General features: G+C 64.9%; 10 protein-coding genes. 8 read left to right on the top strand and 2 right to left on the bottom strand.

The features are described from left to right. Positions 1-80: 80 nt before the first annotated feature. A complete protein-coding gene (gene rlmKL / locus J4E58_RS01115) occupies positions 81-2351 on the bottom strand; it encodes a bifunctional 23S rRNA (guanine(2069)-N(7))-methyltransferase RlmK/23S rRNA (guanine(2445)-N(2))-methyltransferase RlmL (RefSeq protein WP_087088649.1) in 2271 nt (756 codons plus the stop codon). Positions 2352-2907: 556 nt separating this feature from the next. Between rlmKL and rmf the strand changes: the two genes are divergently transcribed. Further along, the gene (gene rmf, locus J4E58_RS01110; RefSeq protein WP_002553055.1) at positions 2908-3123 is read left to right on the top strand and encodes a ribosome modulation factor; all 216 of its coding nucleotides are present in this window, start codon (positions 2908-2910) and stop codon (positions 3121-3123) included. Between the two features lie 136 nt (positions 3124-3259). Here rmf and J4E58_RS01105 read toward each other — a convergent pair whose 3' ends face one another. After that, entirely contained in the window at positions 3260-4279 is a 1020-nt protein-coding gene (locus J4E58_RS01105; RefSeq protein ID WP_009047911.1) for a quinone-dependent dihydroorotate dehydrogenase, read from the bottom strand. A gap of 241 nt (positions 4280-4520) precedes the next feature. On the opposite strand from J4E58_RS01105, the gene J4E58_RS01100 reads away from it, so the two are divergent. From J4E58_RS01100 to J4E58_RS01070, 7 genes are all read left to right on the top strand, one after another. Next, positions 4521-5732 (top strand): CmpA/NrtA family ABC transporter substrate-binding protein, encoded by a 1212-nt coding sequence (locus J4E58_RS01100; RefSeq protein ID WP_087088651.1) that lies wholly within the window; start codon positions 4521-4523, stop codon positions 5730-5732. Positions 5733-5747: 15 nt separating this feature from the next. After that, positions 5748-6323, top strand: coding sequence for an ANTAR domain-containing response regulator (locus tag J4E58_RS01095; protein WP_007932173.1), 576 nt, complete (start codon positions 5748-5750; stop codon positions 6321-6323). A 270-nt stretch (positions 6324-6593) separates the two neighbouring features. Next, a complete protein-coding gene (locus J4E58_RS01090) occupies positions 6594-7805 on the top strand; it encodes a NarK/NasA family nitrate transporter (RefSeq protein WP_087088653.1) in 1212 nt (403 codons plus the stop codon). Between the two features lie 7 nt (positions 7806-7812). Then, complete coding sequence (locus tag J4E58_RS01085; RefSeq protein WP_087088655.1) at positions 7813-9483, top strand: bifunctional protein-serine/threonine kinase/phosphatase; 1671 nt, start codon at positions 7813-7815, stop codon at positions 9481-9483. 456 nt (positions 9484-9939) lie between these two features. Continuing rightward, on the top strand, positions 9940-12393 hold the full coding sequence (nirB, locus tag J4E58_RS01080) for a nitrite reductase large subunit NirB (RefSeq protein WP_087088657.1): 2454 nt from the start codon (positions 9940-9942) through the stop codon (positions 12391-12393). Beyond that, positions 12390-12707 (top strand): nitrite reductase small subunit NirD, encoded by a 318-nt coding sequence (gene nirD, locus J4E58_RS01075; RefSeq protein WP_087088659.1) that lies wholly within the window; start codon positions 12390-12392, stop codon positions 12705-12707. Before nirB ends, nirD begins: the two co-directional genes overlap by 4 nt. Next, a complete protein-coding gene (locus J4E58_RS01070; RefSeq protein WP_087088661.1) occupies positions 12707-15424 on the top strand; it encodes a nitrate reductase in 2718 nt (905 codons plus the stop codon). Before nirD ends, J4E58_RS01070 begins: the two co-directional genes overlap by 1 nt. Positions 15425-15433: the final 9 nt, after the last annotated feature.

Raw genomic sequence — 15433 nt, 5'->3', positions numbered from 1 at the left:
CATTGAGTTATAGCTATTCGCCACTAATTTGGCTAGAGCAAAGAGCCTTGAAAATCAAGGCTCTGTGGATCCAATCAACCTCAGCGGGCGGTGATTTTCCAGGCCCGGTGGATCTTGCCGTTACGGGCGAAATCCGGGTCGATGGTCTTGGCGGTGATCTCCTCGACGGCATAACGCGCCGCCAGGTTTTCCTCGAGCTGGAACTTGCGGAAGTTGTTGGAGAAATACAGCACGCCACCGCTGGCCAACCGGGCCATGGCCAGGTCGAGCAGTTGCACGTGGTCACGCTGCACGTCGAACACCCCTTCCATGCGCTTGGAGTTGGAGAAGGTCGGCGGGTCGATGAAGATCAGGTCGAACTCATCGCGGCAAGTCTCCAGCCAGGCCATGACATCGCCCTGCTCCAGACGGTTCTTGTCAGAGAAACCGTTGAGCGACAGGTTGCGCCGCGCCCAATCCAGGTAGGTTTTCGACAGGTCGACGCTGGTGGTGCTGCGCGCGCCGCCCTTGGCCGCGTGCACACTGGCGGTGGCGGTGTAGCAGAACAGGTTGAGGAAACGCTTGCCGGCGGCTTCTTTCTGGATCCGCAGGCGCATCGGCCGGTGGTCGAGGAACAGCCCGGTGTCGAGATAGTCGGTGAGGTTGACCAACAGCTTCACGCCGCCTTCGCTGACCTCGGTGAACTTGCCCTGGGCGCTCTGGCGTTCGTACTGCTTGGTGCCGCTCTGGCGTTCGCGGCGCTTGATCACCACCCGGTTCTTGTCGACGTTCAACGCTTGCGGAATGGCCGCCAGGGCATCGAACAGACGGGCCTGGGCCTTTTCCGGGTCGATGGATTTCGGCGCGGCGTATTCCTGCACGTGCACCCAGTCGTGGTACAGGTCGATGGCCAGGGAATATTCCGGCATGTCGGCATCGTAGACGCGATAGCACTCGACGCCTTCGCGCTTGGCCCACTTGCCCAGCAGCTTGAGGTTCTTCTGCAGGCGGTTGGCGAACATCTGCCCGCCTTCGCTCAGGCGCGCCTGCTCGACCACGGGGGCTGGCGCCGGCGTCGGTTTGATCGGGTTGCCATTCTTGTTGTACTGGCGCTCCTGCGGAACCAGCGGCGCCTTGTCGGCCTCGGCCTGTTCGCGTTCGATCTGCCGTTGCTCCGGGGTACGCCGCTCGCCGGTGACGAACTGGTCTGGCTGCACCTTGATCAACAGCAGCTTGCACGGCAAGGCGCCGTTCCAGAACGAATACTGCTTGTGGCTGCGGATGCCCATGCGCTTGCCCAGGTCCGGCGCGCCGGTGAATACCGCCGCTTCCCAGCCCAGGCAGGCCTGACGCAGGCGCTCGCCGAGGTTCTGGTAGAGATACAGCAGGCTGGCTTCGTCACCCAGGCGCTCGCCGTAGGGCGGGTTGCTGATCACCAGGCCTTTCTGATTCTGGTCCGGGCGCGGCTCGAAGGTCGCCACTTCGCCCTGGTAGATCTTGATCCACTCACTGAGGCCGGCGCGCTCGACGTTGTTGCGCCCTGGCTGGATCAGCCGCGGGTCGGCTTCGTAACCGCGAATCCACAGCGGCGGCTTGGCCAGGCCGGCCTGGGCCCGCGCCTGGGCTTCTTCATGCAGCTTGCGCCACAGGGCCGGGACGTGACCGAGCCAGGCAGTGAACCCCCATTGCTCGCGCTTGAGGTTGGGGGCGATGTCGGCGGCAATCATCGCTGCTTCCACCAGGAAGGTCCCCACGCCGCACATCGGGTCGGCCAGGGCGCCGCCATTGGCCGCGATACGTGGCCAGCCGGAACGGATCAGGATCGCCGCCGCGAGGTTTTCCTTCAGCGGCGCCGCGCCCTGCTGCAGGCGATAGCCGCGCTGGTGCAGGCTGTGGCCGGACAGGTCGAGGGAGAGGATGGCTTCGCCGCGATCCAGGCGCAGGTGAATGCGCAGGTCCGGGTTGAGCTTGTCGATGGAGGGACGCTCGCCGGTCGGCGTGCGCAGCCGGTCGACGATGGCGTCCTTGACCTTCAAGGCGCCGAAGTGAGTGTTGTCGATGCCCGAGCCGTGGCCGCTGAACTCCACCGCCAGGGTGCCGTCCGCCAGCATGTGGTCCTGCCAGTCGACGTCATGCACGCCGTGATAGAGGTCTTCGGCGTCCTTCATCGGGAAGCGCTTGAGCACCAGCAGTACCCGGTTGGCCAGGCGCGACCAGAGGCACAGGCGGTAGGCGGTCTCCATGTCGGCCATGCCGCGCACGGCCGAGGTATGTTCGCGCGCGTCTTCAAGGCCAAGCCCGGCGGCTTCCTCGATGAGCAGGCCTTCAAGGCCTTTGGGACAGGTGAGGAAGAGTTCGTAGCGATCCGACATGGGAGTTCAGGGCCTTTAGCAATAAGTGAACGGACAACGCATCGTCCGCCCGGTTTTCAATCAAGCGCTTTTCTTGAAGAGCGCTCGCGTGGCACGAATCTGTGCCGTCCCGCCCCTGCTGTTCAGCTCGCCGCTAGCGGTGACCACTGGGGTCAAAAGAGCTTAGATGCCGGGGCAGATAATAAAGTCAGCGAAACAAAAGGTCATAACTCGACCTTTCATCGAATAATACCTGAGTGCAACGGAATGGAATTCTCACTAAAGCATTAAGCCCATCATCCAGTAAGAGGCTGATCAGAGCGAGGTTTGCCTGATCAACCCGATGTAAAGCAGGCCGTTCTTATGGCCTCAACATCATTATCGTTACGTCCTTATGACAAAACGATCATTCCCTCGTTGTGACGCATTGGTTAGAAATCAACTCAGGTTGGCGCCGCAATGACGCCAACGCCACGCTCGCGACGCCGGCAGCGAGCACCAACGGCAGAAGCATTCTGCCCGGCCTCAAACGAGGCCGACGGGACATAAGACAGTCAACAAGTGAGGGAAACACCCTATGAGAAGACTTAAGCGTGATCCGTTGGAAAGAGCATTTTTGCGCGGATATCAGTATGGCGTTCATGGCAAGTCCCGTGAGCTTTGCCCATTTACTCTACCGTCGGTACGCCAAGCCTGGATCAATGGCTGGCGCGAAGGACGCGGCGACAACTGGGACGGTATGACCGGCACTGCGGGAATCCACAGACTCAACGAACTTCACGCCGTCGGCTAAAACAGGGCACACATTCCGACACCAAAATATGAATACGTAACGACTTAACCACGCACGTCCCATCCGGACGGCGGGCTGCGGCCCAGGGGCTCCTTTAAGGAGCCCTTTTTATTGGCCGCGCAAAAAGCCGCTGTCCTCAGCGCAACGCCGCGATCGCGTCCACCGACTCGCGAATCAGCGCCGGGCCCTTGTAGATGAAGCCCGAATACAACTGCACCAGGCTGGCGCCGGCAGCGATCTTTTCCGCCGCATGCTTGCCTTCGGTGATACCGCCCACCGCAATGATCGGCAAACGCCCGGCCAGCTCGCCCGCCAGCACCTTCACGGTGTGGGTGCTCTTGTCGCGCACCGGCGCACCGGACAGGCCGCCCGCCTCGTCGCCGTGCTCCATGCCTTCGACGCCAACACGGCTCAGGGTGGTGTTGGTGGCGATGACCGCGTCCATCCCGGTCTCGATCAGGGCTTGCGCCACTTCGGCAGTTTCTTCGTCGGTCATGTCAGGGGCGATCTTGATCGCCAGCGGAACCCGCTTGCCGTGCTGCACTGCCAGCTCCTGCTGACGCTGGCTGAGGGCGCCAAGCAACTGCTTGAGCGACTCGCCGAACTGCAGGCTGCGCAGGCCCGGGGTGTTGGGCGAACTGACGTTGACCGTCACATAGCTGGCGTGGGCATACACCTTGTCCAGGCAGATCAGGTAATCATCCACCGCACGCTCGACCGGGGTGTCGAAGTTCTTGCCGATGTTGATCCCCAGCACGCCCTTGTACTTGGCCGCCGCCACCCGGGCCAGCAGGTGATCGACGCCCAGGTTGTTGAAGCCCATGCGGTTGATGATCGCCTCGGCTTCCGGCAGGCGGAAGATCCGCGGCTTGGGATTGCCCGGCTGCGGACGCGGAGTGATGGTGCCGATTTCGACGAAACCGAAACCCAATTGGGCGAAGCCGTCGATGGCCGCGCCATTCTTGTCCAGGCCGGCCGCGAGGCCGACCGGGTTCGGGAAGTCCAGGCCCATGACCTTCACCGGCATCTGCGCCGGCGCCTTGCACAGCAAGCCATTGAGGCCCAAACGCCCGCCCGCGCCGATCAGGTCCAAGGACAGATCGTGGGAGGTTTCCGGGGAGAGTTTGAACAACAGCTGGCGGGCCAGGGTATACATGGGCGGGCTTGACTCGGTGGCGGCGAAATGAGGCGGCGATTATAGCCGGGCATGGGGGCCGCAGGCGAGGCACGCGGCGAAATCAGCGGTGAATGGCATATGCCTTGCACCACAACCTGCATCAGCACCCAGGCCAATGGCGGCGTGGGTCGAAAGACAAAGGCGTCGTTACCCCGCCGGCTCTGCCTGGCGCGGGTGCGACGTTTTTTTTATGGAAGCTTTTTATCGAGGGCGCCACCCCATGAACGAACTCCCCGTCAGCCCGCTGGCCTGGGTCAACGGCAGCGATGCCCCGGAAAAGACCGCGATCAACCTCGGCTTCATGGCCTTGAGCGACTGCGCCTCGGTGGTGGTCGCCGCCACCCAGGGCTTCGCCCAGCCTTACGGCCTGACCCTGAACCTCAAGCGCCAGGCGTCCTGGGCCAACCTGCGGGACAAGCTGGTGAGCGGCGAGCTGGATGCCGCCCACAGCCTGTACGGCCTGATCTACGCCGTGCACCTGGGCATCGGCGGGGTCAACGCCAGCGACATGGCGGTGCTGATGGGCCTGAACCAGAACGGCCAGAGCATCAACCTCTCGCGAGAGCTGCAAGCCCTGAACGTGACCACTCCTGAAGCGCTTCACCGGCACGTGCACCAAAGCCGGGCAAGGCTGACCTTCGCCCAGACCTTCCCCACCGGCACCCACGCCATGTGGCTGTATTACTGGCTGGCCGCCCAGGGCATCCACCCGTTGCAGGACGTCGACAGCGTGGTGGTGCCGCCGCCGCAAATGGTCGCGCACCTGCAGGCCGGGCGCATCGACGGTTTCTGCGTGGGTGAACCCTGGAGCGCCAGCGCGGTGAACCAGAACCTGGGCTTCACCCTGGCCACCAGCCAGGCGATCTGGCCCGACCACCCGGAAAAAGTCCTCGGCTGCACCCGTGCCTTCGTCGAGCAGTACCCGAACACCGCGCGGGCCCTGGTCATGGCGATCCTCGAGGCCAGCCGCTTCATCGAGCAGAGCCGCGAGAACCGCCAGAGCACCGCGCAACTGCTGAGCGCCCGCGAGTACCTCGATGCGCCGCTGGACTGCATCGAGCCGCGCCTGCTCGGCGAATATGCCGACGGCCTCGGCCACCGCTGGCAGGACCTGCACGCGCTACGCTTTCATAATGAAGGCGCGGTCAACCTGCCGTATCTGTCCGACGGCATGTGGTTCATGACCCAGTTCCGCCGCTGGGGCCTGCTGCGCGAAGACCCGGATTACCTGGGCATCGCGCGCCAGGTGCAGCAACTCGAACTCTATCGTGAAGCCGCCACTGCCGTCGGCGTCGCCTCCTGGGGCCAGGACATGCGCAGCAGCCAGTTGATCGACGGCAAGCTATGGGACGGTTCGGACCCGGCCGCCTATGCCCGCAGCTTCCAGCTGCACGCCATGAGCGACAGCTCCCCTCTTCTCGCCAGCCGCTGACAGGAGCCCGAGACCATGTTGCGTATCCTGCTGATCAACGACACCGCCAAGAAGGTCGGTCGGCTCAAGGCGGCCCTGATGGAAGCCGGTTTCGAGGTGATCGACGAATCGGGCCTGACCATCGACCTGCCGACGCGCGTCGAAACGGTGCGTCCGGACGTGATCCTGATCGATACCGAATCACCGAGCCGCGATGTGATGGAGCAAGTGGTGCTGGTCAGCCGCGACCAGCCACGGCCGATCGTGATGTTCACCGACGAGCACGACCCCGACGTGATGCGCCACGCCATCAAGTCCGGGGTCAGTGCCTACATAGTCGAAGGCATCCAGGCCCAACGCCTGCAGCCCATTCTCGACGTGGCCATGGCCCGCTTCGAGAGCGACCAGGCCTTGCGCGCGCAGCTGCAGGCCCGCGACCAGCAACTGGCCGAGCGCAAGCGCATCGAGCTGGCCAAGGGCCTGTTGATGAAGATGAAAGACTGCAACGAAGAACAGGCCTACACCCTGATGCGCCGCCAGGCCATGAGCCGCCAGCAGAAGCTGATCCAGGTGGCCGAGCAGATCATCGCCATGAGCGAGTTGCTGGGCTGAATCCCACGGCTGCGGTGCAGCTTGCCCGCGATCCGGAACACCAGGACTGCAACTCTTGGCACAAATCTGGCTATGTAATCGACACAGGTAACCAACGGCGGTTGCCCCACCTACGACAAAGACGTCGCACACCCTTCTCGCCCCAGGCGAAACGGGTTGCGGCGTTTTTTCGTTTTGGCCCCACAGCCCGGGGCCGGTGGAGCGGCCGTAATGGCGCCCCACGCAAAAGCTCATGACTCCTTTCGAGACTCTTAACAGCTGAGGTGCGCGATGAATTCAAGCTTCTGGAAATCCGGCCACACCCCGACATTGTTCGCGGCCTTCCTCTACTTCGACCTGAGCTTCATGGTCTGGTACCTGCTCGGCCCGCTGGCCGTGCAGATCGCCGCCGACCTGCAACTGACCACCCAGCAGCGCGGGCTGATGGTGGCCACGCCGATCCTGGCCGGCGCCGTGCTGCGGTTCGCCATGGGCCTGCTGGCCGATCGCCTGTCCCCCAAGACCGCCGGGCTGATCGGTCAGGTGATTGTCATCGGCGCGCTGTTCTGCGCCTGGAAGCTGGGCATCCACAGCTATGAACAGGCCCTGCTGCTGGGGCTGTTCCTGGGCATGGCCGGCGCTTCGTTCGCCGTGGCCCTGCCGCTGGCCTCGCAATGGTATCCACCGCAGCACCAGGGCAAGGCGATGGGCATCGCCGGGGCCGGCAACTCCGGTACGGTATTCGCGGCGCTGTTCGCGCCCTTGCTGGCCGGTGCCTTCGGCTGGAGCAACGTGTTCGGCTTCGCCCTGATCCCTCTGATCCTGACCCTGGTCCTGTTCGCCTGGCTGGCCAGGAACGCCCCGGAACGGCCCAAGGCCAAATCCATGGCCGACTACTTCAAGGCCCTGGGCGACCGCGACAGCTGGTGGTTCATGTTCTTCTACAGCGTGACCTTCGGCGGCTTCATCGGCCTGGCCAGCGCCCTGCCCGGCTACTTCAACGACCAGTACGGCCTGAGCCCGGTCACCGCCGGCTACTACACTGCCGCCTGCGTGTTCGGCGGCAGCCTGATGCGCCCGCTGGGCGGCGCGCTGGCCGATCGTTTCGGCGGCATTCGCACCCTGCTGGTGATGTACAGCGTCGCGGCGGTATGCATCGCCGCGGTCGGTTTCAACCTGCCCAGCTCCTACGCGGCCCTGGCCCTGTTCGTGTGCACCATGCTCGGCCTGGGTGCGGGTAACGGCGCGGTCTTCCAGTTGGTGCCGCAACGTTTCCGCCGCGAGATCGGGGTGATGACCGGGCTGATCGGCATGGCCGGCGGCATCGGCGGTTTCGCCCTGGCCGCGGGCATGGGCGCGATCAAGCAAAGCACCGGCAACTATCAACTGGCCCTGTGGCTGTTCGCCAGCCTGGGCGTGCTGGCCTGGTTCGGCCTGCACGGGGTGAAACGCCGCTGGCGGACCACCTGGGGCTCCGCCGCCGTCACGGCGGCGCGGGTCTGAGCCGTCCATGAGCCTGCGACTGAGCCACGCCCAGGCCAGCGCCATCGGTCCGCGCGCGGAGAACCAGGACGCCTTGCGCCTGGTCACCCCGGCGCCGACCCTGGCCGCCAGCAAGGGCCTGCTGTTCGCCATCGCAGACGGTGTCAGCCAATGCGCCGATGGCGGCCTGGCCGCGCGCTCGACCTTGCAGGCGCTGGCGCTGGACTACTACGCCACCCCGGAAACCTGGGCCGTGGCCCAGGCGCTGGAACGCCTGCTGCTGGCGCAGAATCGCTGGTTGCAGGCCAACGGCGGCGGCCAGCCGCTGCTGACCACCGTCAGCGCCCTGGTGCTGCGCGGCCGGCGCTTTACCCTGGCCCATGTCGGCGACTGCCGGGTCTATCGCTGGCATGCCGATCAGTTGCAACGCATCAGCGACGATCATGTCTGGGACCAACCCGGCATGCAGCATGTGCTCAAGCGTGCCCTGGGCCTGGACCAGCACCTGGTGGTGGATTTCCTCGATGGCGAGCTACGGGAAAACGAAAGTTTCCTGATGCTCAGCGATGGCGTCTGGGCCACCCTGGGCGACACCGCCATCGCCGCGATCCTGCGCGACCAGCCCGACCTCGACAGCGCAGTGCAGACCCTGGTCAGCGCCGCGCACCTGGCCGGCAGCCAGGACAATGCCAGCGCCCTGCTGGTGCGGGTCGAAGCCCTGGGCGAAAGCTCCATCGGCGACGCCCTGATTCACTTGCAGCAATGGCCACTGCCGCCGCCTCTCAAACCGGGCCAGCACTTCGAAGGCTGGCAAGTCGTCGAGGTGCTCGGGCACAGCCAGCAATCCCTGCTGTACCGCGTGCTCGATGCGCAACAACAACCCTGGCTGCTGAAAACCCTGCCCGGTCATCTGCACGACGATCATCAGGCCGGGCAATCGCTGCTGTCAGAGGAGTGGTTCCTGCGCCGGGTGGCCGGCCGGCACTTTCCCGAAGTGCATGCCGCGACCAGCCGCCAGCATCTGTATTACGTGATGCGCGAATACCCGGGGCAGACCCTGGCCGAGCATCTGCAACAACATGGTCCCTTGCCGCTGGCGCAGTGGCAGGACCTGGCCGAGCGCCTGCTGCGGGCCGTGGGCCTGCTGCACCGCCGGCAGATCCTGCACCGCGACATCAAGCCGGAAAACCTGCTGCTCGGGGACGACGGCGAACTGCGCCTGCTGGATTTCGGCCTGGCCTATTGCCCCGGCCTGTCCGAGGACCAGGCGCACCTGCTGCCCGGCACCCCGAGCTATATCGCCCCAGAGGCTTTCAACGGCGTGGCGCCGACACCGCGGCAGGACCTGTACGCGGTGGGCGTGACCCTCTACCACTTGCTGACCGGGCATTTTCCCTACGGCGAAATCGAAGCCTTCCAGCGCCCGCGCTTCACCACCCCGGTCAGCGCCAGCCGCTATCGCCCGGACCTGCCGGACTGGCTCGAACAGAGCCTGGAACGCGCGATACAGGCCGATCCGGCCCAGCGCTATGAAACCGCCGAAGAGTGGTTACTGGTGCTGGAACAGGGCGAGCGCCGCAGCCTCAGCGTGCGCCCCAGACCGCTGCTGGAACGCGAGCCCTTGAAAGTCTGGCGCACCCTGGCGCTGGTCTCGCTGTTGCTCAACCTGCTGTTGCTGTACCTGTTCCTGCACCACTGACCTCACTGTTCTCCTGTAGCCGCTGCCGCAGGCTGCGATCGGCACCCCAGGGGCCGCAGAACCTGACGACGCGGTTTTACCCGCAGGTAGGGGATGCCGCCTTACGCCGGCTACGTCGTCGATTGCAGCCTGCGGCAGCGGCTACAGGGATAGCGCTGCGTGCGCCAGAAACGGGCAAGACGCTTTGAATCGGTGCAGAAAATCCTCCCTGCTGGCCAGAGGCAGGCTTTCAGCCCCGCTGAAACCGCCATTGGCGGAACTTGGCACAACCGCTGCATTAACTCTCCCAACAGCACATACGACCCGGCCTTCAACGACGAAGGATGGGTTTTCCCGAGAGAACGGGACCGGACAAAGGCGTCCTGCCAGGCAACTGGCGGGACGCCTTTTTTGTTTGCGCAACGTTTATCGAGCCAGGCCCGGCACGCCCGACGGCCTGTCTACGCGGAGAGCGAAATGAACAAACTCAAGCTGGTGATGATCGGCAACGGCATGGCCGGGGTACGCACCCTGGAAGAGCTGCTCAAGCTGAGCAATGAGCTGTACGACATCACGGTCTTCGGCGCGGAACCCCACACCAACTACAACCGCATCCTGCTTTCCCCGGTATTGGCCGGCGAACAGACCTTCGAAGAAATCGTGCTCAACGACCTGAGCTGGTACCTGGACAACCACATCAAGCTGCTGCTCAACCGCAAGGTGGTGCAGATCGACCGGGTCAAGCGCCGGGTGATCGCCGAAGACGGCAGCGAAGCCGAGTACGACCGCCTGCTGATCGCCACCGGTTCGACCCCGTTCATCCTGCCGATTCCCGGCAACGACCTGCAGGGCGTGATCGGCTACCGCGATATCGCCGACACCCAGGCGATGATCGACACCGCCAAGACCCACAAGCACGCAGTGGTCATCGGCGGCGGCCTGCTCGGCCTGGAAGCCGCCAACGGCCTGATGCTGCGTGGCATGGACGTGACCGTGGTGCACATCGGCGAATGGCTGCTGGAGCGCCAGCTGGACAAGACCAGCGGCCAGCTGCTGCAAAACGCCCTGGAAAGCCGCGGCCTGAAATTCCGCCTGAGCGAACAGACCCAGGCCCTGCACGACGCGGGCAATGGCCGGGTCGGCTCGGTGCAGTTCAAGAACGGCGACATCATCCCCGCCGACCTGGTGGTGATGGCCGCCGGCATCCGGCCCAATACCGAGCTCGCGGAAAAAGCCGGGCTGCCGTGCAGCCGCGGGATCCTGGTCAACGACACCCTGCAGACCTACGACCCACGCATCTACGCCATCGGCGAATGCGCCAGCCATCGCGGCATCGCCTACGGCCTGGTGGCGCCGCTGTTCGAACAGGCCAAGGTCTGCGCCAACCATCTCGCTCAACTGGGCTTCGCCACTTACAAGGGCTCGGTGACCTCGACCAAGCTGAAAGTCACCGGCATCGACCTGTTCTCCGCCGGCGACTTCATGGGCGGCGAAGGCACCGAGACCATCACCCTCTCCGACCCCATCGGCGGCGTGTACAAGAAGCTGGTGATCAAGGACGACATCCTGGTCGGCGCCTGCCTGTATGGCGACACCGCCGACGGCGGCTGGTACTTCCGGCAGATCCGCGAGAACCACGCCATCGGCGAGATCCGCGACCACCTGATGTTCGGCGAGAACGCTTTGGGCGACGTCGGCCACCAGGGCCAGGACAAGGCCATGAGCATGGCCGACAGCGCCGAAGTTTGCGGCTGCAACGGCGTGTGCAAGGGCACCATCGTCAAGGCGATCCAGGAGCACGGTCTGTTCAGCGTCGACGAGGTCAAGAAGCGCACCAAGGCCGCCAGTTCCTGCGGCTCCTGTGCCGGCCTGGTGGAACAGATCCTGATCAACACCGTGGGTGGCGCGGCCGACGTCAAGCCGAAAAGCGAGAAAGCCATCTGCGGCTGCAGCGACCTCAACCACGGGCAGATCCGCCAGGCGATCCGCGAACAGCACCTGTTGACCATCGCCGGCACCATGAGCTACCTGAACTGGCGCACGCCCAATGGCTGCGCCACCTGCCGCCCGGCGCTGAACTACTACCTGATTGCCACCTGGCCAGGCGAAGCCAGGGACGACCCGCAATCGCGCCTGATCAACGAACGGGCCCACGCCAATATCCAGAAAGACGGCACCTATTCGGTGGTGCCGCGGATGTGGGGCGGCGTCACCACCCCCTCCGAACTGCGGCGCATCGCCGACGTGGCGGACAAGTACCAGGTGCCGATGGTCAAGGTCACCGGCGGCCAGCGCATCGACCTTTTGGGTATCAAGAAGCAGGATTTGCCCGGGGTCTGGAAAGACCTGGACATGCCCTCCGGCCACGCCTACGGCAAGTCCATCCGCACCGTGAAAACCTGTGTCGGCAGCGAGTTCTGCCGCTTCGGCACGCAGAACTCCACCCAGCTGGGCATCGAACTGGAGCATGACCTGTTCAACATGTGGTCGCCGCACAAGGTCAAGCTGGCGGTCTCCGGCTGCCCGCGCAACTGCGCCGAGGCCGGGATCAAGGACGTCGGCATCATCGGCGTCGACTCGGGCTGGGAGATGTATATCGGCGGCAACGGCGGGATCAAGACCGAGGTCGCGGAGTTCTTCGTCAAGCTGAAAACCGCCGACGAAGTGCGCGAATACAACGGCGCTTTCCTGCAGCTGTACCGCGAGGAAGCCTTCTACCTGGAGCGCACCGTGCACTACCTGCAACGGGTCGGCATGGCGCACATCAAGCAGGCCATCATCGAAGACCCGCAACGGCGCAAGGCCCTCAACGAGCGCCTGCAATTCTCCCTGTCCTTCGAACAGGACCCGTGGAAGGAGCGCCTGGAACAGCCGCAGCTGAAAAAAGAGTTCGAGCCGATCCGCGTCAAGCAACTGGAGGTGCTGCCATGAACTGGCTGGATATCTGCGCCCTGGACGAGATCAACGCCCTGGGCTCGCGCATCGTCAACGGCCCCAAGGGCGACATCGCGATCTTTCGCACCAGCGACGACGAAGTCTTCGCCCTCGACGACCGCTGCCCGCACAAGGGCGGGCCGCTGTCCCAGGGGCTGATCTACGGCAAGACGGTCGCCTGCCCGTTGCACAACTGGCAGATCGACCTGGAGTCCGGCGCAGCACAGGCGCCGGATATCGGCTGCGCCCATCACCATCTGGCGCGGGTGGAAAACGGCCGCGTGCTGCTGGCCCTGCGGGATGCCGGCTGATGAACCGCCAGACGACCGCCTCGACCTGCTGTTACTGCGGCGTTGGCTGTGGCGTGCTGATCGAGCACGACGGCGAACGCATCCTCGGCGTCAGTGGCGACCCGAGCCACCCGGCCAACCACGGCAAACTGTGCAGCAAGGGTTCCACCCTGCACCTGACCGGCGACCTCGCGGCCCGCGCCCTGTATCCGGAATTGCGCCTGGGCAAGGCCCTGGCGCGCAGCCGCACCGACTGGGATACCGCACTGGAACACGCGGCCAACCTGTTTGCCGAAACCATCGCCGAACATGGCCCGGACAGCGTGGCCTTCTATATCTCCGGGCAATTGCTTACCGAGGATTACTACGCCTTCAACAAGCTGGCCCGGGCCCTGGTGGGCACCAACAACATCGACAGCAATTCGCGGCTGTGCATGTCCTCGGCGGTGGTCGGCTACAAACGCAGCCTGGGCGCCGACGCTCCACCCTGCAGCTACGAAGACCTCGAACTGAGCGATTGCGTGATGATCGTCGGCAGCAACATGGCCTACGCTCATCCGGTGCTGTTCCGCCGCCTGGAGCAGGCCAAGCGCCTGCGGCCGCAGATGAAAGTGATCGTCATCGACCCGCGGCGCACCGACACCTGCGACCTGGCCGATTTGCACCTGGCGATCCTGCCCGGCACCGATGTCGCGCTGCTCCACGGCATCCTGCACCTGCTGCTGTGGCAGGACTGGATCGATCGCGACTTCATCCAGGCTCATACCGAAGGCCTGGCCGAGCTGAAGAACCTGGTCCACGACTACACCCCGCATATGGTCGCGCAGCTGTGCGGCATCAGCGTCGAGCAACTGCGCCAGTGCGCCGAATGGGTCGGCACCTCACCGAGCTTCCTGTCGCTGTGGTGCATGGGGCTGAACCAGTCCAGTGCCGGCAGCGCGAAAAACAGCGCACTGATCAACCTGCACCTGGCCACCGGGCAAATCGGCCGCCCGGGGGCCGGCCCTTTCTCCCTCACCGGCCAACCGAATGCCATGGGCGGCCGGGAGACCGGCAGCCTGTCGAACCTGCTGCCGGGGCACCGGGACGCCGCCAACCCGGAGCACCGGGCTGAAGTCGCGGCCTACTGGGGCGTCGAGCAATTGCCGGCCAACCCCGGCCTGACCGCGATCGAGCTGTTCGAACAACTGCGCGGCGGCAAGATCAAGGCGCTGTGGATCGCCTGCACCAACCCGGCGCAGTCGCTGCCCGACCAGAACGCGGTGCGAGAGGCCTTGCTGGCCTGCCCGTTCGTGGTCCTGCAGGAAGCCTTTCGCACCACCGAGACCGCGACCTTTGCCGACCTGCTACTGCCCGCCGCCAGCTGGGGCGAGAAGGAAGGCAGCGTGACCAACTCGGAACGGCGCATCTCCCATGTGCGCCGCGCCGTGGCCGCGCCGGGCGAAGCACGTCCGGATTGGGCCATCACCCTGGACTTCGCCCGGCGCCTGGAACAGCGCCTGCGCCCGCAACAGCCCAGCCTGTTCGCCCTGGATACGCCTGCCCAGCTGTTCGATGAGTACAAACTGCTGACCCGCGGCCGTGACCTGGACCTTTCCGGCATCAGCCACGCGCTGATCGACCGTATCGGCCCACAGCAATGGCCCTTCCCCGCCGGCGCCGAACAGGGGACGCCGCGGCTGTACGTCGACGGCCGCTTCCCGACCGCTAGCGGGCGGGCGCAATTCGTCAGCGACCCGTATCGCGCGGCCAAGGAACAGCGGGATGCGCGCTTCCCCCTGACCCTGATCACCGGCCGCCTGCGAGATCAATGGCACGGCATGAGCCGCACCGGCACCGCGGCCCAGCTGTTCGGGCACGTCAGCGAAGCCGTCCTCAGCCTGCACCCGGACGAACTGCGCCGGCAGAACCTGCAAGCGGGTGACCTGGTCTCGCTGAAAAGCCGTCGCGGCAGCGTGACAGTCGCAGTAGCGGATGACGACAGCGTGCGCCCGGGCCAGGCTTTCCTGCCGATGCACTGGGGCGATCGGTTTCTCAAGGGCGGCGTCAATGCCGTGACTCAACCGGCGTTCGATCCACTGTCCAAACAGCCGGAACTCAAGCACAGCGGTGTACGCCTGGAGCCGGTCCAGCTGCCGTGGCAATTGTTCGCCCTGATCGAAGGCGACGTGCAGCGGCATTTCGAAGCCCTGCGCCCGCTCTGCGAAAGTTTCGCCTACGTCAGCCTGAGCCTGGCCGGCCGCGAACGCCCGGCCCTGCTGCTGCGGGTGGCCAACGCCGAGGCGCCGGCGCCGCAACTGCTCAAGGACATCGATCAGTTGCTGGGGCTCAACGCAGGCCCGGTGCTGGCCTATGACGATCCTCGGCGCTCCATCGGCAAGCGGGTACGCATCGAACAGGGGCGGATCACCGCCATTCGCCTGGCCGGTGAAACCCTGGCCCGGCACTGGCTGCAGAACCTGTGGCTGGAAGGCAAAGCCGATGAGCAACTGCGCCGCTGGCTGCTGGCGCCGATGAGCGCACCGCCAGGGGCAGCCGGGTTGATTGCGTCGAACGGCAAGACCTTGTGCAACTGCAAGAACGTCAGCCAGAGCGCGGTCTGTGCCGGGATCTCTCGCGGCCTGGACCTCGATGGCCTGAAACAGGAGCTGGGCTGCGGCACTCAATGTGGCTCCTGCGTCCCCGAAATCAAACGTCTGCTGGCCAGCTCGGCACAGCCCGTCGCAATCCCCCTGTGAGGAAACAAA

It is taken from the genome of Pseudomonas sp. FW305-25, assembly GCF_017351415.1.
In the GTDB taxonomy this organism is placed as follows: domain Bacteria; phylum Pseudomonadota; class Gammaproteobacteria; order Pseudomonadales; family Pseudomonadaceae; genus Aquipseudomonas; species Aquipseudomonas chlororaphis.
The sequence above is the reverse complement of the archived record's forward strand: the minus strand, read 5'-3'. Positions and strand labels throughout refer to the sequence as shown.